Source organism: Flavobacterium sp. LC2016-23, assembly GCF_009674775.1.
In the GTDB taxonomy this organism is placed as follows: domain Bacteria; phylum Bacteroidota; class Bacteroidia; order Flavobacteriales; family Flavobacteriaceae; genus Flavobacterium.
The window spans coordinates 107,346-132,921 of sequence record NZ_WKKE01000015.1; the positions used below are offsets into that span (position 1 = coordinate 107,346).

24 protein-coding genes are annotated in these 25,576 nt (G+C 36.0%); 21 read left to right on the top strand and 3 right to left on the bottom strand.

The genetic code is table 11. From position 1 onward, the window contains the following. The first annotated feature begins 61 nt into the window (after nucleotides 1–61). From GJU43_RS14040 to fsa, 17 genes are all read left to right on the top strand, one after another. The gene (locus GJU43_RS14040; protein ID WP_154341383.1) at nucleotides 62–655 is read left to right on the top strand and encodes a hypothetical protein; all 594 of its coding nucleotides are present in this window, start codon (nucleotides 62–64) and stop codon (nucleotides 653–655) included. Nucleotides 656–869: 214 nt separating this feature from the next. After that, on the top strand, nucleotides 870–2,702 hold the full coding sequence (locus GJU43_RS14045) for a hypothetical protein (RefSeq protein WP_154341384.1): 1,833 nt from the start codon (nucleotides 870–872) through the stop codon (nucleotides 2,700–2,702). Next, a complete protein-coding gene (locus GJU43_RS14050; protein ID WP_154341385.1) occupies nucleotides 2,702–3,301 on the top strand; it encodes a DUF6046 domain-containing protein in 600 nt (199 codons plus the stop codon). The genes GJU43_RS14045 and GJU43_RS14050 overlap by 1 nt, the downstream gene beginning before the upstream one ends. Beyond that, nucleotides 3,301–4,266, top strand: a complete 966-nt coding sequence (locus GJU43_RS14055) for a late control protein (protein ID WP_154341386.1) — start codon at nucleotides 3,301–3,303, stop codon at nucleotides 4,264–4,266. Before GJU43_RS14050 ends, GJU43_RS14055 begins: the two co-directional genes overlap by 1 nt. After that, a complete protein-coding gene (locus GJU43_RS14060; protein WP_154341387.1) occupies nucleotides 4,266–4,769 on the top strand; it encodes a hypothetical protein in 504 nt (167 codons plus the stop codon). Before GJU43_RS14055 ends, GJU43_RS14060 begins: the two co-directional genes overlap by 1 nt. Beyond that, nucleotides 4,770–5,159 carry a hypothetical protein gene (locus tag GJU43_RS14065; RefSeq protein ID WP_154341388.1) on the top strand — a complete coding sequence of 130 codons (390 nt, stop codon included), beginning with the start codon at nucleotides 4,770–4,772 and terminating at the stop codon, nucleotides 5,157–5,159. Then, the gene (locus GJU43_RS14070; protein ID WP_154341389.1) at nucleotides 5,137–5,427 is read left to right on the top strand and encodes a hypothetical protein; all 291 of its coding nucleotides are present in this window, start codon (nucleotides 5,137–5,139) and stop codon (nucleotides 5,425–5,427) included. The genes GJU43_RS14065 and GJU43_RS14070 overlap by 23 nt, the downstream gene beginning before the upstream one ends. A gap of 1 nt (nucleotide 5,428) precedes the next feature. Further along, nucleotides 5,429–6,268 carry a nucleotidyltransferase gene (locus tag GJU43_RS14075; RefSeq protein WP_154341390.1) on the top strand — a complete coding sequence of 280 codons (840 nt, stop codon included), beginning with the start codon at nucleotides 5,429–5,431 and terminating at the stop codon, nucleotides 6,266–6,268. Further along, a complete protein-coding gene (locus tag GJU43_RS14080; RefSeq protein WP_229655064.1) occupies nucleotides 6,258–6,722 on the top strand; it encodes a hypothetical protein in 465 nt (154 codons plus the stop codon). The genes GJU43_RS14075 and GJU43_RS14080 overlap by 11 nt, the downstream gene beginning before the upstream one ends. Before the next feature lie 59 nt (nucleotides 6,723–6,781). Continuing rightward, nucleotides 6,782–7,549 carry a hypothetical protein gene (locus GJU43_RS14085; protein WP_154341391.1) on the top strand — a complete coding sequence of 256 codons (768 nt, stop codon included), beginning with the start codon at nucleotides 6,782–6,784 and terminating at the stop codon, nucleotides 7,547–7,549. Continuing rightward, nucleotides 7,549–7,938 (top strand): hypothetical protein, encoded by a 390-nt coding sequence (locus GJU43_RS14090; RefSeq protein WP_154341392.1) that lies wholly within the window; start codon nucleotides 7,549–7,551, stop codon nucleotides 7,936–7,938. Before GJU43_RS14085 ends, GJU43_RS14090 begins: the two co-directional genes overlap by 1 nt. 17 nt (nucleotides 7,939–7,955) lie before the next feature. Then, nucleotides 7,956–8,168 (top strand): hypothetical protein, encoded by a 213-nt coding sequence (locus GJU43_RS14095; RefSeq protein ID WP_154341393.1) that lies wholly within the window; start codon nucleotides 7,956–7,958, stop codon nucleotides 8,166–8,168. Nucleotide 8,169: 1 nt separating this feature from the next. Next, nucleotides 8,170–10,035, top strand: a complete 1,866-nt coding sequence (locus GJU43_RS14100) for an SGNH/GDSL hydrolase family protein (protein ID WP_154341394.1) — start codon at nucleotides 8,170–8,172, stop codon at nucleotides 10,033–10,035. A gap of 25 nt (nucleotides 10,036–10,060) precedes the next feature. Continuing rightward, the gene (locus GJU43_RS14105) at nucleotides 10,061–10,252 is read left to right on the top strand and encodes a hypothetical protein (protein WP_154341395.1); all 192 of its coding nucleotides are present in this window, start codon (nucleotides 10,061–10,063) and stop codon (nucleotides 10,250–10,252) included. 191 nt (nucleotides 10,253–10,443) lie between these two features. Next, nucleotides 10,444–11,271 carry a DNA adenine methylase gene (locus tag GJU43_RS14110; protein WP_154341396.1) on the top strand — a complete coding sequence of 276 codons (828 nt, stop codon included), beginning with the start codon at nucleotides 10,444–10,446 and terminating at the stop codon, nucleotides 11,269–11,271. Nucleotides 11,272–11,382: 111 nt separating this feature from the next. After that, nucleotides 11,383–11,763, top strand: coding sequence for a hypothetical protein (locus tag GJU43_RS14115; protein ID WP_154341397.1), 381 nt, complete (start codon nucleotides 11,383–11,385; stop codon nucleotides 11,761–11,763). A gap of 207 nt (nucleotides 11,764–11,970) precedes the next feature. Then, complete coding sequence (gene fsa / locus GJU43_RS14120) at nucleotides 11,971–12,627, top strand: fructose-6-phosphate aldolase (protein ID WP_154341398.1); 657 nt, start codon at nucleotides 11,971–11,973, stop codon at nucleotides 12,625–12,627. 80 nt (nucleotides 12,628–12,707) lie between these two features. Here fsa and GJU43_RS14125 read toward each other — a convergent pair whose 3' ends face one another. From GJU43_RS14125 to GJU43_RS14135, 3 genes are all read right to left on the bottom strand, one after another. Beyond that, nucleotides 12,708–14,183, bottom strand: a complete 1,476-nt coding sequence (locus tag GJU43_RS14125; protein ID WP_154341399.1) for an MFS transporter — start codon at nucleotides 14,181–14,183, stop codon at nucleotides 12,708–12,710. Between the two features lie 180 nt (nucleotides 14,184–14,363). Continuing rightward, complete coding sequence (locus GJU43_RS14130; RefSeq protein ID WP_154341400.1) at nucleotides 14,364–15,065, bottom strand: LytTR family DNA-binding domain-containing protein; 702 nt, start codon at nucleotides 15,063–15,065, stop codon at nucleotides 14,364–14,366. After that, nucleotides 15,055–16,107 carry a sensor histidine kinase gene (locus tag GJU43_RS14135; RefSeq protein WP_154341401.1) on the bottom strand — a complete coding sequence of 351 codons (1,053 nt, stop codon included), beginning with the start codon at nucleotides 16,105–16,107 and terminating at the stop codon, nucleotides 15,055–15,057. The genes GJU43_RS14130 and GJU43_RS14135 overlap by 11 nt, the downstream gene beginning before the upstream one ends. 270 nt (nucleotides 16,108–16,377) lie before the next feature. On the opposite strand from GJU43_RS14135, the gene GJU43_RS14140 reads away from it, so the two are divergent. The 4 genes from GJU43_RS14140 to GJU43_RS14155 all read left to right on the top strand — a co-directional run bounded on the left by GJU43_RS14140 (nucleotide 16,378) and on the right by GJU43_RS14155 (nucleotide 25,573). Continuing rightward, on the top strand, nucleotides 16,378–19,566 hold the full coding sequence (locus tag GJU43_RS14140) for a SusC/RagA family TonB-linked outer membrane protein (protein ID WP_195760048.1): 3,189 nt from the start codon (nucleotides 16,378–16,380) through the stop codon (nucleotides 19,564–19,566). An 11-nt stretch (nucleotides 19,567–19,577) separates the two neighbouring features. Then, nucleotides 19,578–21,095 (top strand): SusD/RagB family nutrient-binding outer membrane lipoprotein, encoded by a 1,518-nt coding sequence (locus GJU43_RS14145; protein ID WP_154341403.1) that lies wholly within the window; start codon nucleotides 19,578–19,580, stop codon nucleotides 21,093–21,095. 95 nt (nucleotides 21,096–21,190) lie between these two features. Continuing rightward, nucleotides 21,191–22,216 carry a glycosyl hydrolase family 18 protein gene (locus GJU43_RS14150; protein WP_154341404.1) on the top strand — a complete coding sequence of 342 codons (1,026 nt, stop codon included), beginning with the start codon at nucleotides 21,191–21,193 and terminating at the stop codon, nucleotides 22,214–22,216. Between the two features lie 333 nt (nucleotides 22,217–22,549). Continuing rightward, entirely contained in the window at nucleotides 22,550–25,573 is a 3,024-nt protein-coding gene (locus GJU43_RS14155) for a SusC/RagA family TonB-linked outer membrane protein (protein ID WP_154341405.1), read from the top strand. Nucleotides 25,574–25,576: the final 3 nt, after the last annotated feature.

A 25,576-nucleotide genomic window follows, 5' to 3' on the forward strand; every position in this document is an offset into this window, starting at 1 on the left:
TCAAATATTCAAAAACCATTCTTTATCTATAAAGAATGGTTTTTTTTAAAACTAAAAAGCAATGAAAACAACAGAATCAAAACCAGCAATTGACGAAACTATAAAATTAAAGGTCGTAATCGACGAAAAACAAATTAGCGAATGGAAAGCTAAGTTTGGCGGAGTTTACGAATTACCTGTAGAAGACAAAACGGCCTATCTGAGAGAGCCAACAATGAAAGATTACAGACGTGCATTTAATGCGATGTCAAACGGAGATCTTGCATTTGGAGAAGAATTAATAACCTGTTTATTTATCGGAGGAGATGAAGAAATAAAAACCAATGATGAATATTTTTTTCCTGCAAGAAAAGAAATTCGTGATTTCTTCAATTATGATGAAGCGGAAATTCAATCAGAAGGAAATAATTCCATTATTACTATCGGTGAATTTAAGTGCAAAGTCAGAATCATTACACGTAATGATATAAAAATTGCCGAAAAGAAAAACCCAAGCGGTAAAGCCTTTGTAACTCAGGAAAAGTTGTTCGAAGCAATCTGTATCGAGAAAGATGAAGTTTTTAATGATAGAGATAATGCTTCCATAAGAATGCCATTATTTCAGGCGATTGAAAAATTGCAAAACAAAAAAGTTGCTTCGCTAAAAAAGCTTTAGACGAGGCGGTCATTGATAGAAATGACGCCTCATCCTTCGATTTTGTTCACACAAATAAAGAAGGAACAATGTCTTTAAAAATTAGGCTTCTGGATGCCTACTTAAAGTATTACATGCACATTAGAAATCCGCATAAATTGAGTGATCGATCTTGGTGTGAAGAGGTTCAGAACCTTCATTATATAAGAACAAAAGAAAAAGAAAATTCACAAGTATGAACGCCTACACATTTATTGTAAACTTAAGAAACTATGCAAGCAATGCGCTTAATCAGATAGCAACGTCAGTTGGTCATACCATCAACAATGTTAGAGGTTTAAACAATAACCTTAATCAGGTTCAGGCAACATCATCAAGTCTTTCCGGTACGCTTAATAAACTGAAAGGTATAATAACCAGCGTCTTTGCGTTAACGGCCATTTGGTCGTTTACTAATAAGGTTATTGAAGCCCGGGCGGAATATGAAAAATTCAATGCCGTCTTAACGAATACCTTTCAATCTGATAAAGTTGGAGCTGCAGCTTTATATATGTTAAATGATTTCGCAGCTAAAACACCGTTTGCATTGAATGAACTTACGGGTTCATTTGTAAAGCTTGTCAACCGGGGTGTTTTACCCACACAGGCCGAACTTAAAAATCTGGGCGATTTAGCCTCTTCACAAGGAAAAGGTTTTGATCAGCTAACTGAAGCGATGCTCGATGCCCAAACAGGTGAATTTGAGAGGTTAAAAGAATTTGGTATTAAGGCCAGTAAAAGCGGTGATATGGTAAAGCTATCTTTTAAAGGCGTCACGAAGGAAGTTAAAAACAATTCAGATGCCATTACAGAAGCTTTACTACAATACGGACAAATGAAAGGCGTGGCCGGATCGATGGAAGCCGTATCAAAAACATTAGGCGGGAAAATTTCAAATCTTGGTGATCAGTGGAATACCTTTTTAGTTGCTATCGGTGGCGAATCAGGGGAAATTTTCACAGGGGCACTAACAATTCTAAGTGTTGGCTTAGCTTTTTTAAGTGACAATTTAGCTTATATCTCAGAATGGTTCTCAATACTTTTTGAAATGATACGACCTGTAATAATATCGTTAAGTGAATTTGTAAGAGTGGCCTTTGGAATAAACGACGCTAGTGACGCTCTTGGAATATTTGGAAATGTCATGATCGGTATTTTGCTGGGAATTGACTGGTTGACAACCGGATTGCGAACTGTAATTGATATTCTAACTCCTTTCGCTCGTGAAATTATAATATTAACATCCGCTTGGTGGCTCTGGAACAATGCTATTGGTGTGTTTAATGCCTTAATGCTTGTAAACCCGGTTACTTGGATTGTGTTGGGTATTATGGCTCTTATTGTAGTCATTGGAATGGTTATGAAGTACACCAGTGGTTGGGGTGAAAGCTGGCAACATACGGTCAAAGGTGCGGGTTTTGTATGGCAGACATTCACTGATTATGCAAAATTAGGTTTCATTTCATTAATTAACAGTGTAATGATTGGTATTGATAAAATAAAACTTGGTTGGTATAAATTCAAAGATGCCGTTGGCATGGGCGATTCAACCGAAAATCAGAAAATGATCGCTCAGATTGCTGGAGATGTTGAAGCAAGAAAAAAAGCGATCACTGACGGTTACAAAAAAATGGTTGACAGTGCCTCGAAAGCTAAGAATGAATTTAGTCAGGTAGGAATAAAAGTTGACACCAACGGAATTAAAAGAGATTTCCAAGCTCTAAAGGATAGGTTTAGTAATGCCGGAGCAAAGAAAAACGGAGGCACTGCTGCCTATGATGATTATTTGTCTAAAAACAAAGGTCTTGCGGGTGCTGCCGGAAAAGGTCAGGATTCAAAGGACAAAAAAGACACTATTGTTTCCGGTGGTTCTAAAATGACACACATAACGATAAACATCGGAAAGCTTCAGGACGATACTAAAATATTTGTGGAAAATACTGAAAAAGGTCTTGAGAGTTTAGGAGAAAAAGTTCAGGAAATGTTACTCAGGGCGGTTAACAGTGTAAATCAAATGCAAACAGACTAATGGCTCAGTTTAATATAAAGGAAATACTTATAAGGGCTGCATTAGACTATGTTGGCCCACATTTCCCGGACTGGTGGAAAAAGAACAAACAAAAGTATGGTTTGCCGGATTTGAGTGCTATAAACTCGAAACAACTTTTAGGAGCAAAATATTTCATGCAATTGAAATTATCCTATAAAGGTCAGGTTTTTATGTTGCCAAATGAGCCTTTGGTTTCTATTGGTTTGACAAAGACAATTGTTAAAACTGTCACTGTTGGAAAATACAAAAAAGGAACTGTAAAAGAGTATATCAATACAGATGATTATATAATCTCAATTAAAGGTGTTTGTGTCGATAAGTATGATCCGGAAATCTATCCTTCGGATCAAGTGAAATCGTTAAATGAATTAGTAGATATCAACGATGCGCTGCAAGTCGAGGAAAACGCCTTTTTTGAGCTTTTCGGAATCAGAAGCATAGTAATTGAAGATATTCAATTTGATGAAATGATAGGTGAATCCGGAATGCAGAAATACACAATGAAAGCAATTAGTGACACCGATTTCTTTGCGGATTTAAACGAAAAAGACAAAACAAAAATTAATCTACTGGCATAATGTTTATACTCGAGGGAAAGGCTGAAATAGGCGATTTTGTTTTTAATGCAGTCAATGATATTGAAATTACAAAATCAGTTGAAGACATGGGAGACACTGCTATTATTAAACTCCCTACTCGTTTTAAAGTTAAACAAAACGGTGAACAGAAATATACTGAAAATGCCATTAAAGTCGGTGATCCGGTTAAGATCACTTTAGGCTATGAAGGTAAATATTCAGGTGTTGAATTTGTAGGTTACGTCAAAAAGATAAGCCCAAAAATTCCTTTAGAAATACATTGCGAAGATGCCATTTGGTTACTAAGACGTAAAAACATTACCAAGACTTGGGAAAAAACAAACATGAAGGAAATACTTCAGGAAGTTGTAAAAGATACTCCAGTTCAATTAGATGAGAGAATTCCAGATGTCCAGCTGAATAAATGGATTATCAAAAATGCTAATGGAACGCAAGTTTTAGAAAGTCTTAAAAAGGACTTATTAATGTCTGTTTTTATTACAGATGATGGAAAGCTCTATTGCGGCTTACAGCAGCTAACCAACATCGGGCAAACAGTGGTTTATGATTTGAATTTTAACCTGGTCGAAAACAGCCTTGAATTTAAGAGCAAGGAAGACCGGAAAATTAAAATTAAATACACTTACATCGATGCTGCCAATAAAAGACAAAGCATTGAGGTTGGTGATCCTGATGGCGAACAAAGAGAATACCATACATCTGTAATATCAGATATGAAAAAGCTTGAAGAAATGGCGAAAGCCGAAATTGAAAAGTTGAAGTATGACGGGTTTGATGGTGATGTAACAAGTTTTTTAATACCGTTTGCAACCCGTGGAATGAAGGCAAAATTTATAGATAGCGAACATCCTAACCGGGAAGGTAACTATTTTATAAAGAAAGTCGTCACCACTTTCGGAACTGGAGGCGCAAGAAGAAAAGTAACTATAGGAGGTCGTTTATAATGGAAAAACAATTACAAGATGCTTTTAGAAACCTTCGAAAAAGAGACGTTGATACTTTTCCGGGAACTGTAATCGCGGTCGATAAAACCAAAGGAACGTGTATTGTTTCAGACGATCAGATTGAATATACAGACGTGCGATTGTCTTCTGTAATTGATGGAAAGGAAAACAAATTTTTTCTGTTTCCAGCTGTCGGCAGTTCGGTTTTAGTTAGTCCTATTCAGGAAGATCTTAAAAAATTATATGTCGAAGCCTATTCTGAAATTGAAAGTTTAGATCTCAATGTTAAAACAGTTCAATTTCGAATTACTGAATCAGGTTTTTTATTAAAAAAAGAAAATGAGACATTGAAAAGTCTGGTTTCTGACTTATTAACCGCTGTTGAACAAATGAAATTTTTGGTCACGACAACGGGTGGAACTGGAAACACTACCACATTAGTAAATGCAGCACAATTTTCCAGTGTTAAAGATAGGTTTAATCAGTTTTTAAATGATGTTTAAATGAAAGAAGTAATATTAAATGTATCCGCATTTATCGCAACAATAGGCAGTACCGGGTATTTTACATTTCTCTTTACAAGAGCTAAAAATAGACAGGATGTTGAAAAGTTAAAAATTGAAATAGTTCAAGCGCAAAAGGCTGCCATATCAACTGAAATTGATAACGATATCAAATTATCCGGTCATTACAAAGAGATCTTAGATGACCTTAAACAACGATATGAGTATAGATACAAAGAATTTGAAGACATACTGAATCGTAAGATCTCAATGCTCGAAGAGGAATTAAAGTTAAAGGATCGAAAGATCAGACTTCAACAGCTCGAAATAACTCAGTTAAAAAAGGAAAACCAACAATTAAGAAGTCATGCAATCAACAGTTCTACATAATCAAAATTTATTTGACATATCCCTTCAGGTCAACGGAAATGTGCTAACTGTTTTTGAATTGGCTTTATTAAATGGAATATCACCAACAGATAACATTAATCCTGCTCAAAAATTGGAAGTTGTAAAAAGTGAACTGATAGTTCAGGAAGTAGTTGACTATTTTATTAATAAGCAACATGTAATTGCAACAGGAGGAGTTGATGGGCTGGAAGTGCGTCCAACCGGAATAGGTTATATGATAATTGGTAATGATTTTATAGTAGGTTAAAATGGCAAGACAAATAGAAATAATTCAGAAAGAAATTTTAGATAGTATTGCTTCAGATGAAAATTTAGCAGCTATGAATTCCACAAGTAAGGTCGCTTTTTATCGTCTGATTACTTATATCGTAGCTTTTTCAGCATGGACTTTAGAAAAGCTTTTTGACATTCACAAAAAGGAGATTGACACAGCAATTTACGAACAAAAATCAGGTAGACCGTCTTGGTATAAAAACATGGCATTAGCTTTTCAACATGGTTTTGATTTAGTAGTAGATACCGACAAATTTGATAATACAGGATACACAGACGATCAGATTGAAGCGTCAAAAATTATACAATATTGTTCGGTTAAAGAATCAGCAGAAAGTAATCGATTAATAATCAAAGTGGCCAGCGAGCATGACGATTTATTGACACCATTAACTGATATAGAAATCACAAGTTTCACACAATATCTGAATGAAATAAAATACGCTGGTGTTAAAATCAATGTTGTAAATAATCCGGCTGATTTGTTACGATTGGATATGGACATCTATATAGATGTTTTGGTGATTGATGAAAACGGGAATAGTATCGTTAATGGAGGAAAGCCTGTCGAAAATGCTATTAAAAGCTACATGAAATCCTTGCCTTTTGATGGTGAATTAGTGATTAATGATCTCATTGAAAAATTAAGAGCTGTGGATGGTGTAATTAATGCACATATCAAAACAGCCGAATCAAGCTATTACGACACATTGACTGTGGCTTATTTGCCATTTGCTCCAATAAATGTAAAAACTATACCTGTTGCGGGGTACTTTGAAATAGTAAATTTTGATAATGTGAGTTATGTGGTATAATATAGATTATCAAAAATTAGTATTGATTTTAACTCCGACCTTTAAAAGAAAGAAAGCAACAATCGCTTTTTTTAATTGTTTGGTCTTACCAATATCTAAACTTCATTATCAATGGAAATTAAAAAGATTAGATGATTGGTATAAACTAAATCATACTGGACAGGTCTGTTATCTAAGAAAAGTTCTCAATGATAATCTTGACCCATCCTTAAGACGTATTTACATTGGCGAAGGAAACTCATTTCCCCGAAAATATATTTACACCCGCGCTGAAAAAAAACCGGTATTCCTCGGTAAGATGTTCATCTATCAAAATGCCGAATATTTAGGTACAGGTTCGGATTTTAATGTTTACGTACCATCTGAAATTATAGAAAAATCAAAACATCAATTAGATGCCCTGATTGTTTTTTACAAACTGGCTTCGAAAAGATACAAAATATATCCAATATGAATAGATTCAATTTTAATCAGTCTGTCGGTTTTCCTTTTGAAACTAACATTCTCGGCGATATGCAGACTGCATATGAGATATTTAATTCATTAGGTGCTATCGTCGGTAATTTTTCAATTATATCAGGCTGCATACTAACAGGGACTAACGTTTCAGACGGCTTTGTCTTTATCAACGGTGAACTTTTGCCTTTTAAAGGAGGTGTAAAAACGACCAATGTAATTATTAGTGAAACAAAACAATCATTAGAGTTCGAAGACGGTAACTCGAATGAAGTAAAATTTATAAGGCAAGTAACTTTCGGAACTGCCACAATACAATATCCTTGGGCTGATTTTAAAAGGGGCTTTGAAACAAAAGGTATTCCTGCTGCTTTAGAGTCGAAAGGTGATAAGACGGATTTGGATGAATTGATATTACGAGTTACAGCACTCGAAGAAAAACCGAGCAATATTCCTATTGGCTTAATTGCTATTTGGGGAAGACCTTTGGAAGACATACCAGCAGGATGGGAAGAATATGTAAACCTTCGTGGTAGAATGCCATTTGGTTTAAATCCGGATGATCCCGATTTTGCAACATTGGGTTCTGCTAGTGGAAATAAAAATAAGAAATTATCAGTAGCAGAGCTTCCTAAAATAAGTCCTATTAACGGTTCGGCTCTCAAAAAGGGTGGTACTGGAGGAGGTACTGACGGATTAACAGTTGGCGACTATGGAACTGGAGATTTCGCAGAAGGACAACTTATTAAACCGTTTGGAGGAGATCAGGAATTTAGCATTATGAACCCGTACAGAATTGTACATTTTATAAGATATAAAGGATAATGGCAATAGTATCATTAACTACAATAAAAAACTGGTTTAAAACTGGTTTAGTTCCTGACCAAAATCAGTTTTGGGATACATGGGATTCTTTTAGACACAAAAGCGATCAGATTGCTGTCACTGACATCAGCGGTATTAATGGTCTTCTTGCAAGCAAAACCGAACAGGAAGTTTTTGACAATCATTTACAGGATGAAAATGCACATCCTAATTTATTACTAAAATCACGTTGTATTCCAGTAGGACAAGTTCTTTTTTTCAAGGTTGCACCAAATGTAAATGAGAATGAAAAAGAACCAGGTGATTACTGCATGTGCTGGATTGAAAACTCTTTCGTCAGCGGAAACTGGACAGGCAGCAACGATCAACTAAAATCTTCATACACGTAAATAATTTAATCAAATATATGAATACCACAAAGCAAATTAAAAAATTGAAAAGAGCGCTCAAAGAGCTAAAAACGGTTGTTGCAAAAGACACCATTACATTAACCGACAACTGTGATCCGAATCTTAGAGCGGAAATTAGTCTAAGAAACGGTGTCCTTCTCATTGAAAAGATAAGGAAAACAGTTAGTGAAAATGAAGACACTGAAATCATAATCATAGACAATAAATAATATGAAAAGAATAATTTTACTATTACTGGTGGCCGTTAGTTTAAATCTTTCGGCACAAATATCTGGAACTACTTATTTCGCTAAAACTTTAGAATTAAATTCCGTTCCCTTAAGTATATCAAAAGCCGACTCCGTTATGGTTCTGAACGGCAAAATTGTAAAACATGTACCTCGCAGCGAATTTGGCGGTGGAGGTAGTGGCGAAATTAAGATCGTCAATACAAACATAACTTCGGCTAATCTAATCACTCAGGATATAGCAGGATTTGTGAGTTACATAAATGCTTTGCCTTCGTCCTTTGCAGTTGCTAAATCTGAAATACAATATTATACGCTTACTGACACTGGTAAGCAATTCATGATTAAACTTAACGGAAGGAGTTTTGGAGGTACAGAGGCCGATATCGTCGCAACTGACGTAATTTCTCAGGATAAAGTGATTTTAAATACACCTTTTGAAGCTGCTAAAACCATTGTCTTTCGTGGTGATAGTTTAATGACAGGGCAGGGAATTACGGCAACAGACCGTTGGCCTAAAGTGTTATGCGATGCAATGGGTTATACAGAAAGTAATTTGGCTGTGAGTGGTACAACCGCGAAAACTACTCCTCTATCGCTTACTCCGACCAAAACTTCAAGTATGAAGTATTTAGTTTTCGGATATGGAACTAATGACAGGGCATTAGGAGGTAATACTGCCACGATATTTGAAACGGACTTGACCAATTTGGTTAATGATGCCATTAGTAAAGGTTGGTCAGGTTCAGATATTATTTTGGTTTCGCTTCCCGGATTTCATTATCAGGGAGGTTCCGGAGTTGCTTCCATTTTAAGCTATAATACAGCAATATCAAATGTGGCTACGGCAAAAGGTTGTACGTATGTAGATTTGTGGTACTCGATGGTCACTAATACGCCTTTTGGTAATGTGACAAATTCAGCATTAACATACGATGGTACACACCCAAATAAAACAGGATGTGAGGATATGGCAAAAATTGTAATGCCTGCAATTAATTACTATTATCAAAACAGTAATCAAGTTGTAGCCGTAAAAGGGCTTTCAGAGTTTACTGATATAAAATTTTCAAAGTATAATTATTCAGCAACAGGCACTTTGTTAGGGATATCGAATAGTGGCGCAACAACTCGTTTATTAGGTTTGCCAGACGGCATTATTGCTCAGGGAGGTATGTTTGTAAATAAGGGAATAAAACAGACAACTGCTTATGTTCCGTCAACGGTTACCGACATGGATTTTGTTTTGAAAGGTCAGTCAAAAATATTTAGCGCGAATGATAATTCGAACTACGCTGAAATTGAATTATACGACACTTCAACTGGATATTCCAATTTTAGAAGTAGATATAATAATGGCGGTTTTAGGTTTTATACAAATACAACTCAATTACTGGCCTTAGATATTCAAGCTTCAGGTTTTATAAAGCCGACTTATGGAATCACTATTCCTTATGGTACAGCTTACATTGATCAGTCCGTTTCGGCAACTTTATACGGCAGATTACATCTGTACGATTCATCCGGGGATACAGCATTAAGAAATTCATTTGTTAGTGGAAAACTAAAGACCTTCATGTCTGGAGGTACTAGCGGGAATCAAGTTCAAGTAAAGCAAATGTTTGCGAGTGGTCGCGAAGTTCTGCAATCCGGAGGAACTTTTACGGAGGTTGCCTCGGCTAGATTTGCCATTAATAGCAATACAGAAGGTTTTCTCCCGCCAAGAATGACGACTACAGAAAAGAACGCTATTGCTTCCCCGGCTGAAGGTTTAATTGTGTACGACTCAACTTTAAAGAAGCTTTGTGTCTACAACGGTACCGCTTGGGAGACAATCCAATCACTCTAATTAGTAAACTTATAAATCTTAATATATGAATAAACAAAAAATGGCTATCATCGCCAGCATTTTAATTGTATTGACTGGTATCATTGATACCAAATTCGATCTTTTACAAGAAGTGGGATTCTCACTGTTAACAATCAATAGAATCAAATTAATCGGTTTGGTTTTATCAGCGGTGTTACCCAGTATCACACCATTGTTTCTAAAAGAAGAAAAGTAAAAGAAATTCCAAGGGAGTAGGGAATTAAAAAAAGTCCTCCAACATAAAAATACTTTCCTAGGGTAATTTATTATTAGCAACAAAGCCAAAGCGTTGGAGGACTAAAAAAGTCTTCCTGCTTTGGCTTTTTTGCGTCATGTTTAAATTAACCTAGGAAGTGCAAATATAATCAATCATCAATCAAAAATCGAATGGAAAATAAGAAAATTTTCAAAGCAGCTCCTTTACCTTTTATGGGTCAAAAGCGCAAATTTTTAAAGCAGTTTGAACCTGCTTTAAAAAAATACTCACCAACAGCAACTTATGTAGATTTGTTTGGAGGTAGTGGGTTATTAAGCCATACCGTTAAATCAATTTATCCGGATGCAACTGTTATTTACAATGATTTCGACAATTATCGCTTAAGATTAGAAAACATCAACAAAACCAATGCGCTAATTAGTGATTTGAGGTTAATTTTAGCCGATTACCCGAAAGATAGACGTATCGATGGCATAGCGCGCGATGAAATCATAAATAGGCTTTCTAAGGAAGAAAAAAGCGGTTATTTAGATTTTATTACTGTTTCCAGCTCATTGCTATTTAGTATGAAATATGCTTTTACGTTAGATCAGTTTAAAAAAGAGACACTTTACAACTGTGTACGACAATCAAACTATGATGCAACTGGATACTTAGACGGCATTGAGGTGGTTAGTAAATGCTATAAAACGCTGTTTAACTTGTACAAAGATTTGGACAATGTAATATTCTTAGTTGATCCTCCTTATTTGTCAACAGAAACCACTTCATACAAGGGATATTGGAAACTTAAAGACTATTTAGATGTTTTGCAGGTATTGGATAAGACAAAGTATTTTTACTTTACATCTAACAAATCCTCTATTATTGAGCTTTGTGAGTGGATTGAGACAAAGACACCAATGAGTAACCCGTTTAATGGTGCATATACTGAAACAATGACTGCTACAGTAAATTATAGTGCAAGTTATACGGATATCATGATCTACAAAGTTTAGTGATTTAAACAGCATTTAAACGACGTTTAACTTTGATACAATTTAGAACAATCAATTTCTAATAGATATGACATTTCAGTTTTAATTTTGTGAAACTAAATATTCAAAATTATGACACCATCAGAAGAATTAGAAATTGATGCTCATATACTTAAAGCATCAATGTTAAAGACAACCTCAAACGGTTATAGGGCATTGCAAAGCTTGCTGATGCATGGTAATTTGTTAAGCTATGCCTTTGGAGGCGACTATAGTATTTTTGTCAATTTTACCAGAGTTTTAAATCATATACGATTAGAATTTCATTTTGTTCCTTTTGCATTGGAATTAAAACCGGATGCAAAACTAATCTATCGTCAAAATATGATGACTTACAGGCCACAAGAACCTATAGAACAACCAAGACCCTACAACAAAGAAAGTTCAAGCCATGTAGGTAAAAACGATCACCGTGACGATGATCGTGGATGGGTTAAGACTCGTACTAATTAGCGTTTAAATAGTATTTAAGCTATAATTAAAAAGCCACTACAATGTAGTGGCTTTTGTTTTTTTTTGATACTTTTGGCTAGGTTTTTATGTACTTTTGGTTTTTCCGATTATAGCATTTACGAAAGGCGCCAATACCCGCTTTGTAGATTGCGCCTTTTGAAAATGGGGTCACGCCCCGATTATGAACACAATTAAATTTAAATAAATATGAAATTTTTTATTGACACAGCTAATTTAGCTCAGATTAAAGAAGCACAGGCTTTAGGTGTTTTGGATGGTGTAACTACAAATCCGTCATTGATGGCAAAAGAAGGAATTACCGGAAAAAATAATATTCTGAAGCATTACGTTGATATTTGTAATCTTGTTGAAGGTGATGTGAGTGCTGAAGTGAATGCACTGGATTTTGACGGAATGATCAAAGAAGGTGAGGAGCTGGCTGAATTACACGAGCAAATCGTAGTAAAATTGCCAATGACAAAAGAAGGTGTTATGGCAGCTAAATATTTCTCTGATAAAGGAATTAAAACAAATGTAACGTTGGTGTTTTCTGCGGGTCAGGCTTTATTGGCTGCAAAAGCAGGTGCTACGTATGTTTCTCCGTTTATCGGACGTTTGGACGATGTTTCTACAGATGGTCTGAACCTGATTCAGGAAATCAGAGAGATCTATGATAACTACGGTTATGAGACTCAGATTCTGGCTGCTTCGGTACGTCATACGATGCATATCGTAAACTGTGCTAAAATTGGTGCCGATGTAATGACCGGACCTCTTTCTGCTATTTACGGCTTGTTGAAACACCCTTTAACAGATATCGGACTGGCTCAGTTTGTAGCTGATTTTGAGAAAGGAAACAAATAGTTCTTACAGATTTAAATATAAAAAAGACCCGTTTTACGATTGTAAAACGGGTCTTTTTTTATGTTGTGTCTTCAGTGTTTTTAGTGTCCTCCTCCTTCGCTCTGCACGTGACTTACGCCCTGGCTTTTTAAGATTTTAGGGCAATAAAAACCGTAAAACGCTAAATAAGCAAAACCAAGTAAAGGTACGATATAAGAGAAATGGGTGTAGGTAATGCCTAATATTCCGTTTGGATTCGTTAGGTCTAAATCACAGATACTTCCCTGTACCAATGGAATAACACCGCCACCCAGAATCATCATGATAAGGAAAGACGAAGCTTTTCCGGTGTTTCTTCCTAATCCTGCAATCGCTAAATCGAAAATAGACGGCCACATGATCGATAAAAACAATCCTCCTGAAATAAAGAAGAATTTAGCAATTTCGGTATCCGGGCAAACTAATCCGGCAAGCATCATCAATAAACCGGAGATTCCGAAAAGCATTAATGTTTTTCCGGCGTTTTTTCCACCTACGAAACTTACTGCAATAAATAATAAAATCCAGATTGGATAAATATAGAAAGACGAAACATCATGAGCCGCAAAAACGTTGGCTCCGATAATCACGCCAAAGGCCAAAGCCGGTACAATAAATTTAAGGGCTGTATTTACCAGGTTGGAGGTGTTGAAAACATTCACCCCGCCATTCCAGCGACCGATCATTAAACTTCCCCAATAGAGGGCGATAAACGGAGAAATAGCATCTTCTAAAATGTTACCGAATTCGTTTGTTTTTAATAAAGCCGGTAAATTACTAATGATGGTTACTTCAGTTCCCACATAAATAAAGATTCCCAACATTCCTAAATACAATTGCGGGTAGTCTAAAATGCTGAATTTAGCATGTTTGTGTTCTAATTTAGCTTCTTCTTCATCTATTTTAGCCGGGTCTTCGATTTTAGAAAAATACATGAAAACCGCCACCAGGATAAAAGCAAGTCCTAAAATGATAAAAGGTAATTTGATATCTTCTAAAGAAAGGTTTGTTTTTTTGTTGTCTCCCATTCCAAAAAGAGCAATTCCTAACAGGATCGCACCAATTGTGGTTCCGAAAGAGTTTACACCTCCTGCCAACGTCAAACGGTGTGCTCCGGTAGTCGGGCTTCCCATTTTAATAGCCAGCGGATTGGCTACAATTTGCTGAATCGAAAATCCTAAACCTACCGTAAACAAAGCTGTTAAGAAGAAAGGAAAACTTTGCATAGTAGCAGCCGGAACGAATAAAAAGGAACCAACTGCAGAAAGAATTAATCCGGCAGAAAGGGTTTTTTTGTATCCGAATTTTTGTAAGACATCTGATTTTAGGGATACTAAAAAGAAGATGATTGATCCTACAAAGTATGCAGCGTAGAAAGCCCAGGCCACCAATTGTGACTGAACCTGAGATAGGGTAAATACTTTTTTGAATACTGGGATAAGGATGTCATTGGCCGATCCGACAAAACCCCAAAAGAAGAAGACGATTATCAAAGAGATAAACTGCCCCCATTTGGTTTGTACATTTTCTGAACTCATAAGTGGTAGTAAAGGTTAATTTTTATTATTTATGTTTTTTGAAGACCGTAAATATATTTGTTAAGTATATCAAAAAAAAATAAAAAGGCACAAATAATGTTAAATTTAAACCAACAACAGTATTTTTTCAACAAAGTGTTAATTTTTAACCTCTTAAAAAACGAAATTTACAAAGGAGTTTTATTCTAAAATTTTATTTTTGACCTCTTTGCTGTAGTTTCGGCCAATAGGAATGGTGTACGATTGGATCTGAATACGGTTTCCTTCAATAGATTTTACCTTATTTAAGGCAATAACGTATGATTTATGAATCCGAAGGAACCGATCAGCAGGTAATTCTTCTGATAAAGAAGTCAGTGATTTATGTGTAATGTAGGTTTTATCAGGGGTTACGACTTTAATGTATTCTTTCATCCCTTCTACAAACAGGATTTCTTCAATATTAATTTTCATCATCTTTTTATCTACTTTAATAAAAATATGAGAGTCTCCTTTGGTGGTTTCTACTTTAATATTGTTTTTTAAATTGTATTCGGTTGTGATTTTATTAATACATTTTATAAATCGGGGCAGCGGAATTGGTTTTACTAAATAATCCAAAACATCAAGATCATAGCTTTCGGCAGCAAATTCACGAAAGGCGGTAGTGATGATCACTTTGGTTTTGCTTTCAATTAAGCTGATTAATTCAAAACCGGTCATCATAGGCATGTTGATGTCCAAAAAGACAGCATCAACAGCAGTACTGTTTATAAAATCGAGCGCTTCCAGAGAGTTATTAAAGGTACCTATAACTTCAAAGTCGGTAAAATTGCTGAAATAATTTTGCAGTACTTTGATTGCCAATGGCTCATCATCAATCAACACGCATTTAATTTTCATTACGAATAGGTATTTGCAAACGGATTATATAGTAATTGAGTTTGGTTTTATGTTTTAAACTGAAATTGTTTTTATAAATTAATTTTAATCTCTTTTTAGTATTGGCTAGTCCGATACCTCCTTTTGAGTTAAGATTTGGTGAAATTACAAAATTATTTAGGATTTCAAAATCTAACATTTTAGTATCGGTAACTTTACAATTAATCTTTATTTTTAAGTTTTTATTGTTTAGACCACCATGTTTAAAAGCATTTTCAACCAGTGAAATAAAGATCAGCGGAGGTACTACGACCTCTTCTATATCTGATTCCAGGTTTATGGTAACTTCTACATTTTCAAAACGCAGCTTTTCGATTTCGATATAGTTCTGAATGTAGTCGATTTCTTTGATCAGCGGCACAAATTTGGTTCCTTTTACATCATACAAAACATATTCCATCAAATTAGACAATTTGATGATTACGTCCGGAACCTTGTCTGAAGATTCTAAGGAGAGTGCGTATAGATTGTTTAAGGTATTAAAGAAAAAATGCGGCTGAATCTGGTTTTCGAGATATTTTAGTTTGATTTTGAATTGATTTTCCCTTAGTGACCTGTTTCTTTCTCTTTCACGCAGCCAGGTTAAGGTCAGATAAACTGATGATGCCATTGCCAGAACATACAATTCGCCAATACAAACGGCAACAATATGGTTGATCTCAAAAGGATGATATTCCCGGTTCGCTTCCGGCCAGATATTTTCGGATATGATGTAATAGGTCAGTGCGGTTTTTAATAAATAAATTCCAAACAAGCTTACGATTAAGGAAAAGGTATACTGGATGTATTTCTGCTTTAAAACAAATCTGGGTACTAAAACAAAAAGGTTAAAATAAACCAGAGGTATGTGCAGCGAAAACTCAATCAGATTCGACTTGAACGAATAGGGATAGTCGTTGAAGTAAGCCCCCCATCTTAAAAAATTAAGAGTGAAATAACTTCCCCAAAACCAAATGTGGTTCTGAAGCTTTATGTCGAATTTTAATTTCCGGATTTCGTTCAACTTTGTTTTTAAGGAATTAGCAGGGTTTGTCTTTTTGAATAAAGATTTTGCAACTTTAAACAATTACAGGTTAAAACGCAATTCTTTTGAATAAAATTTTGAAAAAAAATAGAAATGATGGCATATTTTTCAGGTAGAACGTTTTCGTAAAACATAATGTTGATTGTTTTGTGTCGTTTGTTTAAGGTTTTGGACTGTTTGTTTAAATAATTTTATTTATGTTAATTTTAACAATATTTTTATCGCTTAACCAACAAAACCATGACAAAAATGAAACAAATTGTGTTAATCTTTATGATTTTCTTTACTACGCAAGTCATGCTTGCCCAGGTAAAAACAATCAAAGGTTTAGTAAGTGATCAAAACGGATTGCCATTACCGGGAGTAACTGTTCTTATCCAGGGAACAGCTAAAGCGAGTCAATCTGATTATGATGGGGTGTATGAAATTCAGGCATCAAAAAATGATGTCTTGCTATTTTCATACATCGGATTCAGGACAAAAGCAGTAACGGTAACTGATGCCAGCCAGTTAAACGTTTCTCTTGTTGATGAAGCGCAAAATCTTAATGAAGTTGTTGTAACGGCATTAGGGATTAAAAGACAAAAGAAAGAACTGGGGTATGCCGTTCAGGATGTAAAAGGAGATCAGTTGAGTAAAGTTATTACAACCAACGTAGCCACTGCGCTTTCCGGAAAAATTGCCGGTGTAGATGTTTCTATTCCCGCAACAGGGGTAGGGGGAAGCACCAGAGTAATTATCAGGGGGATTTCGAGTATAGGCGAAAACAATCAGCCGCTTTATATTGTGGATGGAGTCCCTATTGATAATACGGGGTTGTCTAACGACAGTGCCGCTACCAGCAAATGGTTTGACGGAAGAGACAGCGGAGATGGAATCTCGAGCATTAATCCAAATAATATCGAGAGTTTAACTGTATTAAAAGGAGCGGCTGCGGCTGCACTATACGGTTCCAGAGCGTTAAATGGGGTTATTTTAATTACGACCAAAAAAGGTACCAAAGGAAAATTACAGGTCGAATTAACAAGTGGTGTAAGCTTTGACCGTGTTAATGCGAAATACAGCGATTACCAGACGGAGTATGGTACGGGATCTAACGGGATTTTACCGGACCCGGCAAAAGCACCTTCCGAAATCTACGGATATACAACGAATGCCTGGGGGCCTAAGTTCTCACAATCAGTAGGACAGCAAGTCAAAATATTTGACGGTTCTATGAGACCTTACGCTAAAGTGGAAAATAACATTCAGGATTTCTTCAGAACCGGATTTACTACCACAAACGGAGTCGCGTTATCCGGCGGAAGTGAAAATGCCTTTGTTCGTTTTGGATTCAATAATCTTAAAAATGCAGACGTAATTCCAAATACAGGTCTGGAAAGAAACGATGCGAGCTTAAATGCAACGATAAAATCAGATAAGTTTACTTTGGATGCCAATGTAAATTACATGGTTGAAAACACCAATAACAGACCTGGTTTAGGAGATTCACCAAATAATGTGGGTTATTCTTTAAGTGGTCTGGCACCAAATATCGATCAGGCGTGGCTTAAAAATTATGAAAATCCGGCAAACGGAACGATGTACCAATGGAATAATAATGTGTATTCGCTAAATCCTTATTTTGTTGTAAACGAAAACCATAATTCCTCTACTAAAAATCGTTTTATGGGGAATGTTACCGGAACGTACCAGCTTAAAAAATGGATGGGATTAACGTTCAGAACCGGTTTAGATACTTATGTTTTCGGTGCCAAGGATTTTATGGCTGCCGGAAGCACCTGGCCGGGAAGAGACAATGGTTATCTTGGACTGGATAATATTACGGTTTCTGAAATGAATACAGATATCATTGCCACTTTTAGCGATATTAAATTGGCAAGTGACCTTACTTTTTCAGGAATTTTAGGAACCAGCAGAAGAGATTTCAGAAGACAGCAGAATTCAAGATTCGGTACTAACATCATTGAAAAGGGAACAGAATACATCAGTAATTTCTCGAATCAGACCGAAAATGCACCATTGGAAACCAGAACCAGAACAAATTCAGTTTACGGTTCGGCAAAATTAGATTATAAAGGTTATTTATATGCGGAGTTTACGGGAAGAAATGACTGGTTCAGCGTAATCAATAAAGATGCTTTTTATCCTGCAGCTTCGTTAGGTTTTATATTCTCGGATGCTTTTGGTATTCAAAGCGATACGTTCTCTTATGGTAAATTAAGAGCTTCGTGGGCACAGGTTTCCAACGCACCGGGAGCGTATAAAAATGCGTTAAACTATACTACTTATTCTTCTTACAGTGGCGGTAGTGTGGTGAATATTAAAAATACTTCGGCACCAAATCCTGATTTAACGTATCAGTCTAAAACCGGAGTTGAATTCGGATTGGAGACTTCATTCTTTAAAAACAGGCTGAAAGCGGATATTACCGTATATCGTGAAGATACTTCAGATCAGACTATTGATTTGCCATCCTCTGCTACTTCGGGATATGAATATATTTCTGTAAATGCAGGTGAATTACGTAACGAAGGTATTGAGTTGTTTTTGTCCGGTACGCCAGTGAAAACAAAGAATTTTGAATGGGGAATTGATTTAAACTTTTCTAAGAATAAAAACTCGATTCTTTCTTTACACCCGGATATTGACACCTATACGATTTCGGAAGCCCGTTGGGCCGGTGCTGCCATCGTAGCGCAGGTGGGTGGACAGTACGGAACTATCATCGGAAAAGATTTTCTTAGAACTCCGTCCGGAGAAAAGATTGTCGGAGCCAACGGTATGCCTATGTTCACAGATAGTAAAGTTGCTTTAGGGAAAGGACTGCCGGATTGGGCAGCGGGTTTAACGAATCGTTTCTCCTACAAAGGAATTACGCTTCAGTTTTTGATTGATATGAAATTTGGAATGGATGTCTATTCTATGACCAATTCACTTGCCGCTCAAAAAGGACTTTTGGATGTTACTACAGAAGGCAGGGATGCTTATAATGCCGCAAGAGCACAGGCTGTGGCAAACGATCCAAACTTTAGCCAGTCCACCTGGGTACCTACTGCGGGATATGTAGTTGAGGGTGTTGTAAATACAGGAACTGCCGATAATCCGAATTATGTAAAAAATACAACGCCTGTAAATCCCCAGGATTATTGGAACAGCGTTTTTAACAATACACCGGCACCTTTTATTTACGATGCTTCTTATGTGAAATTAAGAGAGGTGAGTTTAGGGTATACCATACCTAAAAGTGTGTTCAACGGAGCGAAAATCAACAGTATCTATTTTTCGGTATTCGCAAGAAATTTATTGACTTTTAATAAAGATTTGCCAAACGTTGATCCCGAATCTATGTATACTTCAGGAAACGGACAAGGTTTTGAGTATGGTTCATTACCCTTTAGAAGATCTTATGGGTTTAATGTTAAAGTTACATTCTAAAAAAAGAAATTATGAAATTTAAACAAATAATAATAGCCGTACTCTCCCTATTTACGATGGTGGGCTGTACTGAAAACTTTGATGAACTGGAAAAAGATCCGGTGGCGTTATCTGCAAATCCTGCTGGCCAGCTGAGATTTACCCAATTGTGTATGTCCGGTGACGGGTATTACCAATGGAGAGCGAACCTAATCTATTCGGGCGGATTTGTCCAGCACTACGCAGGTGCCTGGAACGTGACGGAATTTGGAAGCAAATTCAAGAAAAATGATGACTATGCAACCGCTTTATGGCGAAATGGGTATTCTAATGAAATGAAAAGTATTGTAGACGTGCTGGAAAAAACCAGTGGAGATCCTGCAGCTGTAAATATGAATGCTGTTGCCAAAATTATGAAAGTAATGATTGCACAACGTTTGACGGACATTTATGGTGATGTGCCTTATTCAGAAGCAGGTTTAGGATTTTCTAAAGGAATTGTAACCCCTAAATACGATAAACAACAAGATATTTACAATGCCTTTTTTACGGAACTGCAAGAAGCTTTTACACAGCTGAATGCTAATGGTGGTGCTGTAAAAGGAGATTTATTTTATGAGGGTGATATTACCAAATGGAAAAAATTAGCCAATACCATGCGTTTGCGTCTGGCAATGAGAATCTCTGAAGTAAGCCCTGTTGAAGCTGAAAAACAGGCAAAAGCTGCTTTTCAGAATGGTGTTTTCGAAAGTAATGCCGATAACTGTGTGATGCATCATTTGGATTTTCCTTTCAATGATACTCCGGGGGCACTTGATTTTAGAGGTAACGGTTTGTCTTATGCTTTTATCGGAAACGAACATGCAGATCACTTTAGTTCTTTGATGATTGATTTCTTAAGAAATAACGGGGATCCAAGATTAACCATGCTCGCTACGGCTAAAACCGGAAGCGCAAACTGGGGACCTCCTGCACCGGGAGAAGAATTATATGTGGGTAATATTCCCGGAGTTTTTCAATGGGATATGCCGGGCGGCTCGAATGCAATTTCAGGGATTCAGCCTTATTTAAAGTTAAAAACTACTCCGTTTTTACACGTAAGTTATTCAGAATCGCAATTGCTATTGGCCGAAGCGGCGTACAGAGGCTGGATTACAGGTGCAGCAGCCGATTATTATAAAAAAGGGGTTGAAGCAGGGATCAGACAATTAGAAGTGTATGGTGCTCCGGCGGCAAGCCAGACGGCAATCAATACGTATTTGTCGGCTAAGCCTTTAGTGGCCGGAACCGAAAAAGAACAAATTGGGACACAGCTATGGGTGACTTATTTATTTAATAGTATCGAAGCCTATTCCAACTGGAGAAGAACAGGATATCCGCATTTACTGCCGATAACAAATCCGGATTCGGAAACGCAGGGCGTAACACCGACACGTTTGTATTATCCGAACGATGAGATGCAGAAAAACTCCAAAAATTATTTGGAAGCACTTTCCAGAATGGGAGGTACCAATGACTGGTTAAATAAAGTCTGGTGGGATGTAAACTAAAAAAGTCCTAAAACACCAGCAATAAAGTTATGCCTGATAAGGTATTATTTCAGTCTAATTAAAATTAAAAACAGCAAGTTTAAAATTTCAAAATTATGATAAAAAATAAAGCCTTATTAGGCATCCTTTTTTTTATAAGTTCGCTAATTTCAGTTTATAGTTGTACCACACAGAAAGAATCAGATCCGGAGGAAAACAAAACAAAAACAGCGAGGGTAGTAGGGTATTTATCTTCGGATAATATCAGTAAAATGACTTCGATACCATTTTGTAAACTGACACATCTCAATGTTGCTTTTGCCAATCCAAATAAAGACGGAAGCCTGAATTTCAGCGGAGATATCGATGCTCTTATACAATATGCCAGATCGGTTAATCCCAATATTGTCATCAGTATTTCGCTTGCGGGCGGTGTATTATCGGAAGAACAGGCAGCCAATTGGTCTTTTTTAATTGATACGGCCGAAAACAGGCCCGTTTTAATTCAAAGTATCTTAAATTTTGTAGACGTTCATCATCTTGACGGAGTCGATGTAGATCTCGAATGGGAAGCCGTAACTCCGGGTTATAGCGGATTTGTTCTCGAATTAAGAAAAAGCCTTACGGAGCGTAAAAAACTTTTAACGGCCGCATTGCCCAATAATTCCCGTTTCGAAAATATAACTACAGCAGCGTTAAATGCATTCGACTTTATCAATATAATGTCTTATGATAGTACAGGACCGTGGACACCCAATAATCCCGGTCAGCACAGTTCAATGAGTAATGCCAGGGACGGAATTGATTTTTGGCATAAACTTCAAAATGTTCCAAGTGAAAAAATAACGCTGGGCGTACCTTTTTACGGTTATAATTTTACCTATGCAGCAGTGACCAGCTTAACGTACGGCCAGATTGTAGAAGTCGGACCTCAATTTGCAGATCAGGATGAATTAGGGAAAATTTATTATAACGGAAGACCTACCATTTCACAAAAAGTAGAATATGCTTCACAATATACCGGAGGGATTATGATTTGGGAACTGGCACAGGATTCTTTTAGCGACTATTCTTTATTAGAGGTCATTCATAAAAAATATACCAATTTAAAATTTAAAACTACCGGATTGTGTGGCAATTAAAATTTAATGAAATCACACCATAAAATAAGTATTCGTCCTTCCTTGATTAAGCCCCCATTGTTATTAAAAAAATCTTAATTTTTCTTCTAAATAGCACGTTTTTAAAGGTTTGCTTTAGAATTGTGATAGTATAAAGAAATAGTTAATTTGATGTATATACTATTGATAAATAGAAGTAAATAGTAGAATCTGGTAAGGAGAAAACGTTTTCGCAAAACGTATTATTGATTGTTTTATGTCGTTGGTTTAAAAAAAATAACCGTTTGTATAATTTATTTTTTTTAACAATACGTTAAGAATAAATTTACACCATAACTAACAAAATAAATAAACATGAAAAAAATTTTCTTAATCTTTATGATTGTTTTTACAGCGCAGGTTTCGCTTGCTCAGGTAAAAAATGTCAAAGGTATGATTACAGATTCTGATGGGATGCCGTTACCAGGGGCATCTGTTGCAGTGCAGGGAAGTCAAAAAGGGGCTACAACCGATTTTGACGGATTGTACACAATTGAGGCACAAAAAGGACAAACATTGGTTTTTACTTATGTAGGCCTTGAAACACAATCAATAGTGGTGGGAGATGCCGCTACAATTAATGTTAAATTGGTTCCGGCAGCTTCAAATGCACTTAACGAAGTTGTTGTAACTTCATTAGGTATCAAGAAAACCAGAAAATCTTTAACGTATGCTGCTCAGGAACTTAAAGGAGAAGAATTAACTCGTGTAAAAGATGCCAACGTTATCAATACAATAGCCGGTAAAATCGCGGGTGTTGCCGTAACTAAAAGTTCAGGTGGTACGGGTGGATCTACAAAAGTAGTTATTCGTGGAAATTCTTCCATCTCGAATAGCCAGCCTTTATATGTAATAGATGGTATCCCAATGTTGAATTCAGGTTCAGGCCAGCCAAATGATACTTTTGGTAGTTTATCAGGTGGTAACCGTGATGGAGGAGATGTAATCTCTCTTGTAAATCCGGATGATTATGAAGGAATGACTGTACTTAAAGGTGCTGCAGCTTCTGTGTTATACGGTTCTCAGGGAGCGAATGGTGTAATTTTACTTTCTTCCAAAAAAGCTAAGACAGGAAAAGCAAATATTTCTGCTTCTTCTGTAACCACTTTTGAAACAGCGGCTTATATGCCTAAATTTCAAACAGATTATATTGCTGCTCCCGGAGCAGATGAATCCTGGGGTGCTAAACAAAAAACACCGGATCATGTAAAAGATTTTTTTAATACAGGAACGACTCAAATTACATCAGTAGGTTATTCATTAGGTACTGAAACTTCTTCAACTGCTTTTTCTTATGCCAATACATCTGCTACAGGTATAGTCCCGGGAAACAGTTTAAAGAAAAATAACTTCGGAATCAGACAAACAGCAAAATTTTTCGAGGATAAATTAACATTTGCAGCAAATGCAAATTATACATCACAAACAATTATAAATAAACCTGTCAATGGTTTTTACTTCAATCCACTTACTGGTGTCTATTTAATGCCAAGGGGAAACGACTTTAATGAATATAAAGAAAAGTATGAGTTATTTGATGTTAATAGAAATTTAATGGCTCAAAACTGGATGACGAATAGAGATATTATGCAAAATCCATATTGGGCAATCAACAGAAACAAATCTGAAGATAAAAATGATTTCTTTAACGGAGCTTTGTCTTTATCTTATAAAGCTAACAATTGGTTAACTATTGCATCCAGATACAGTTACAACAGAATAACAAGTTTATATGATAAAAAAATATATGCTTCAACTCAAGGTACTCTTTCTAATATTAATGGTAGATATATAAATGAAAATTCATTGAGTACACAACGTTATGCTGATTTAATTGCAACAATTAATACAAAAATAGTTGACGATTTAAGTTTCAATGCAAATGTTGGAACAAGTATTACAAATACATTAACCAATCAAAAAACAATTTTAGATTCGGGTATTAGTTCAGGATTAGTTTATGCCAACTGGTTTACATTAGCGAACTTTGTTAATAATTCCGGTAATTATCAAACAATAGATTCCAGAAGAGAAGTTCAATCTGTATTTGCAACTACAACATTTGGTTATAAAGATATGTTGTTCTTAGATGTTGCCGGAAGAAATGATTGGTCATCTACAGTTGCAGATTCTTATTTTTATCCATCAGTGGGTGTAACTGCACTTATTAGTGAAATGACTACATTACCGGAATGGATTAATTTTGGTAAGGTACGTGGTACTTTTGCTAAAGTTGGTAATGATATTTATCCTTTTATTACTGATCCAACTTATCTTTATACTCCTTCAAATGGTAGTAATACTCAGCCAAATGCGGGTCCAAAAACAGGAACCACATTAAAACCAGAATTAAAATCAGAATTTGAGTTTGGTACAGAGTGGAGAATGTTTAATAACAGGTTAGGTTTCGAAATTTCTTACTATAATTCTGAAACTAAAAATCAATATTTACAAATATTGGCACCAGTTGGAAATAAAGAAGGGGTTAAATTTTATGGATTTAATGCTGGTAGTATTGAAAATAAAGGTATAGAAGTTGTATTGAATGGAGGAATAATCAGAGGAGATAAATTCTCTTGGGATACATCTGTCAACTTTTCCCAAAATAAAAACAAAGTAAAAGAAATTCCTAACGAATTAGGAGGAAGAGTGAACTTAACTGAGGCAGGTGTTAACAGTTACAGATATGCACTAATCGAAGGTAAACCTTATGGTGTAATTGAAGGAATCAACTTTAAAAGAGATGCTCAAGGCAGAATTTTATTAAATGATGATAATACAGTTCAAAAAACTGACTTCGAAGAAGTTGGAAACGCTAATCCGGATTTTATGTTAGGTTGGTCAAATTCATTTAAACTAGGTTCTTTCTTTGCGAACGTTTTGATTGATGGCCGTTTTGGTGGAGATGTTATGAGTTTAACGGAAGCTCAAAATGATTCTTTCGGAGTATCAAAAGCTACAGGTGATGCGAGAAATGCAGGTGGTGTTGCAATCAATGCTGTGAGAGCCAGTAATGGCACTCCGGTATCTACGATGGATGCTCAACTTTATTATACCCAAGTTGGAGGAAGAGCAGGAGTTAGTGGAGAATATATTTACGATGCAACAAACGTAAGTTTAAGAGAGGTTTCTATTGGATATAATTTTAATCCTAAAACATTACCATTTATCCAAACAGCAAGTATTTCATTAATTGCCAGAAACTTATTCTTTATTTACAAAGACGCTCCTTTTGATCCAAATATTGCATTAAGTACTGGTCAGGGGTTACAAGGGGTAGACATTTATGGCTTACCATCTACGAGAAGTATTGGTCTTAATTTAAATGTAACTTTCTAAATT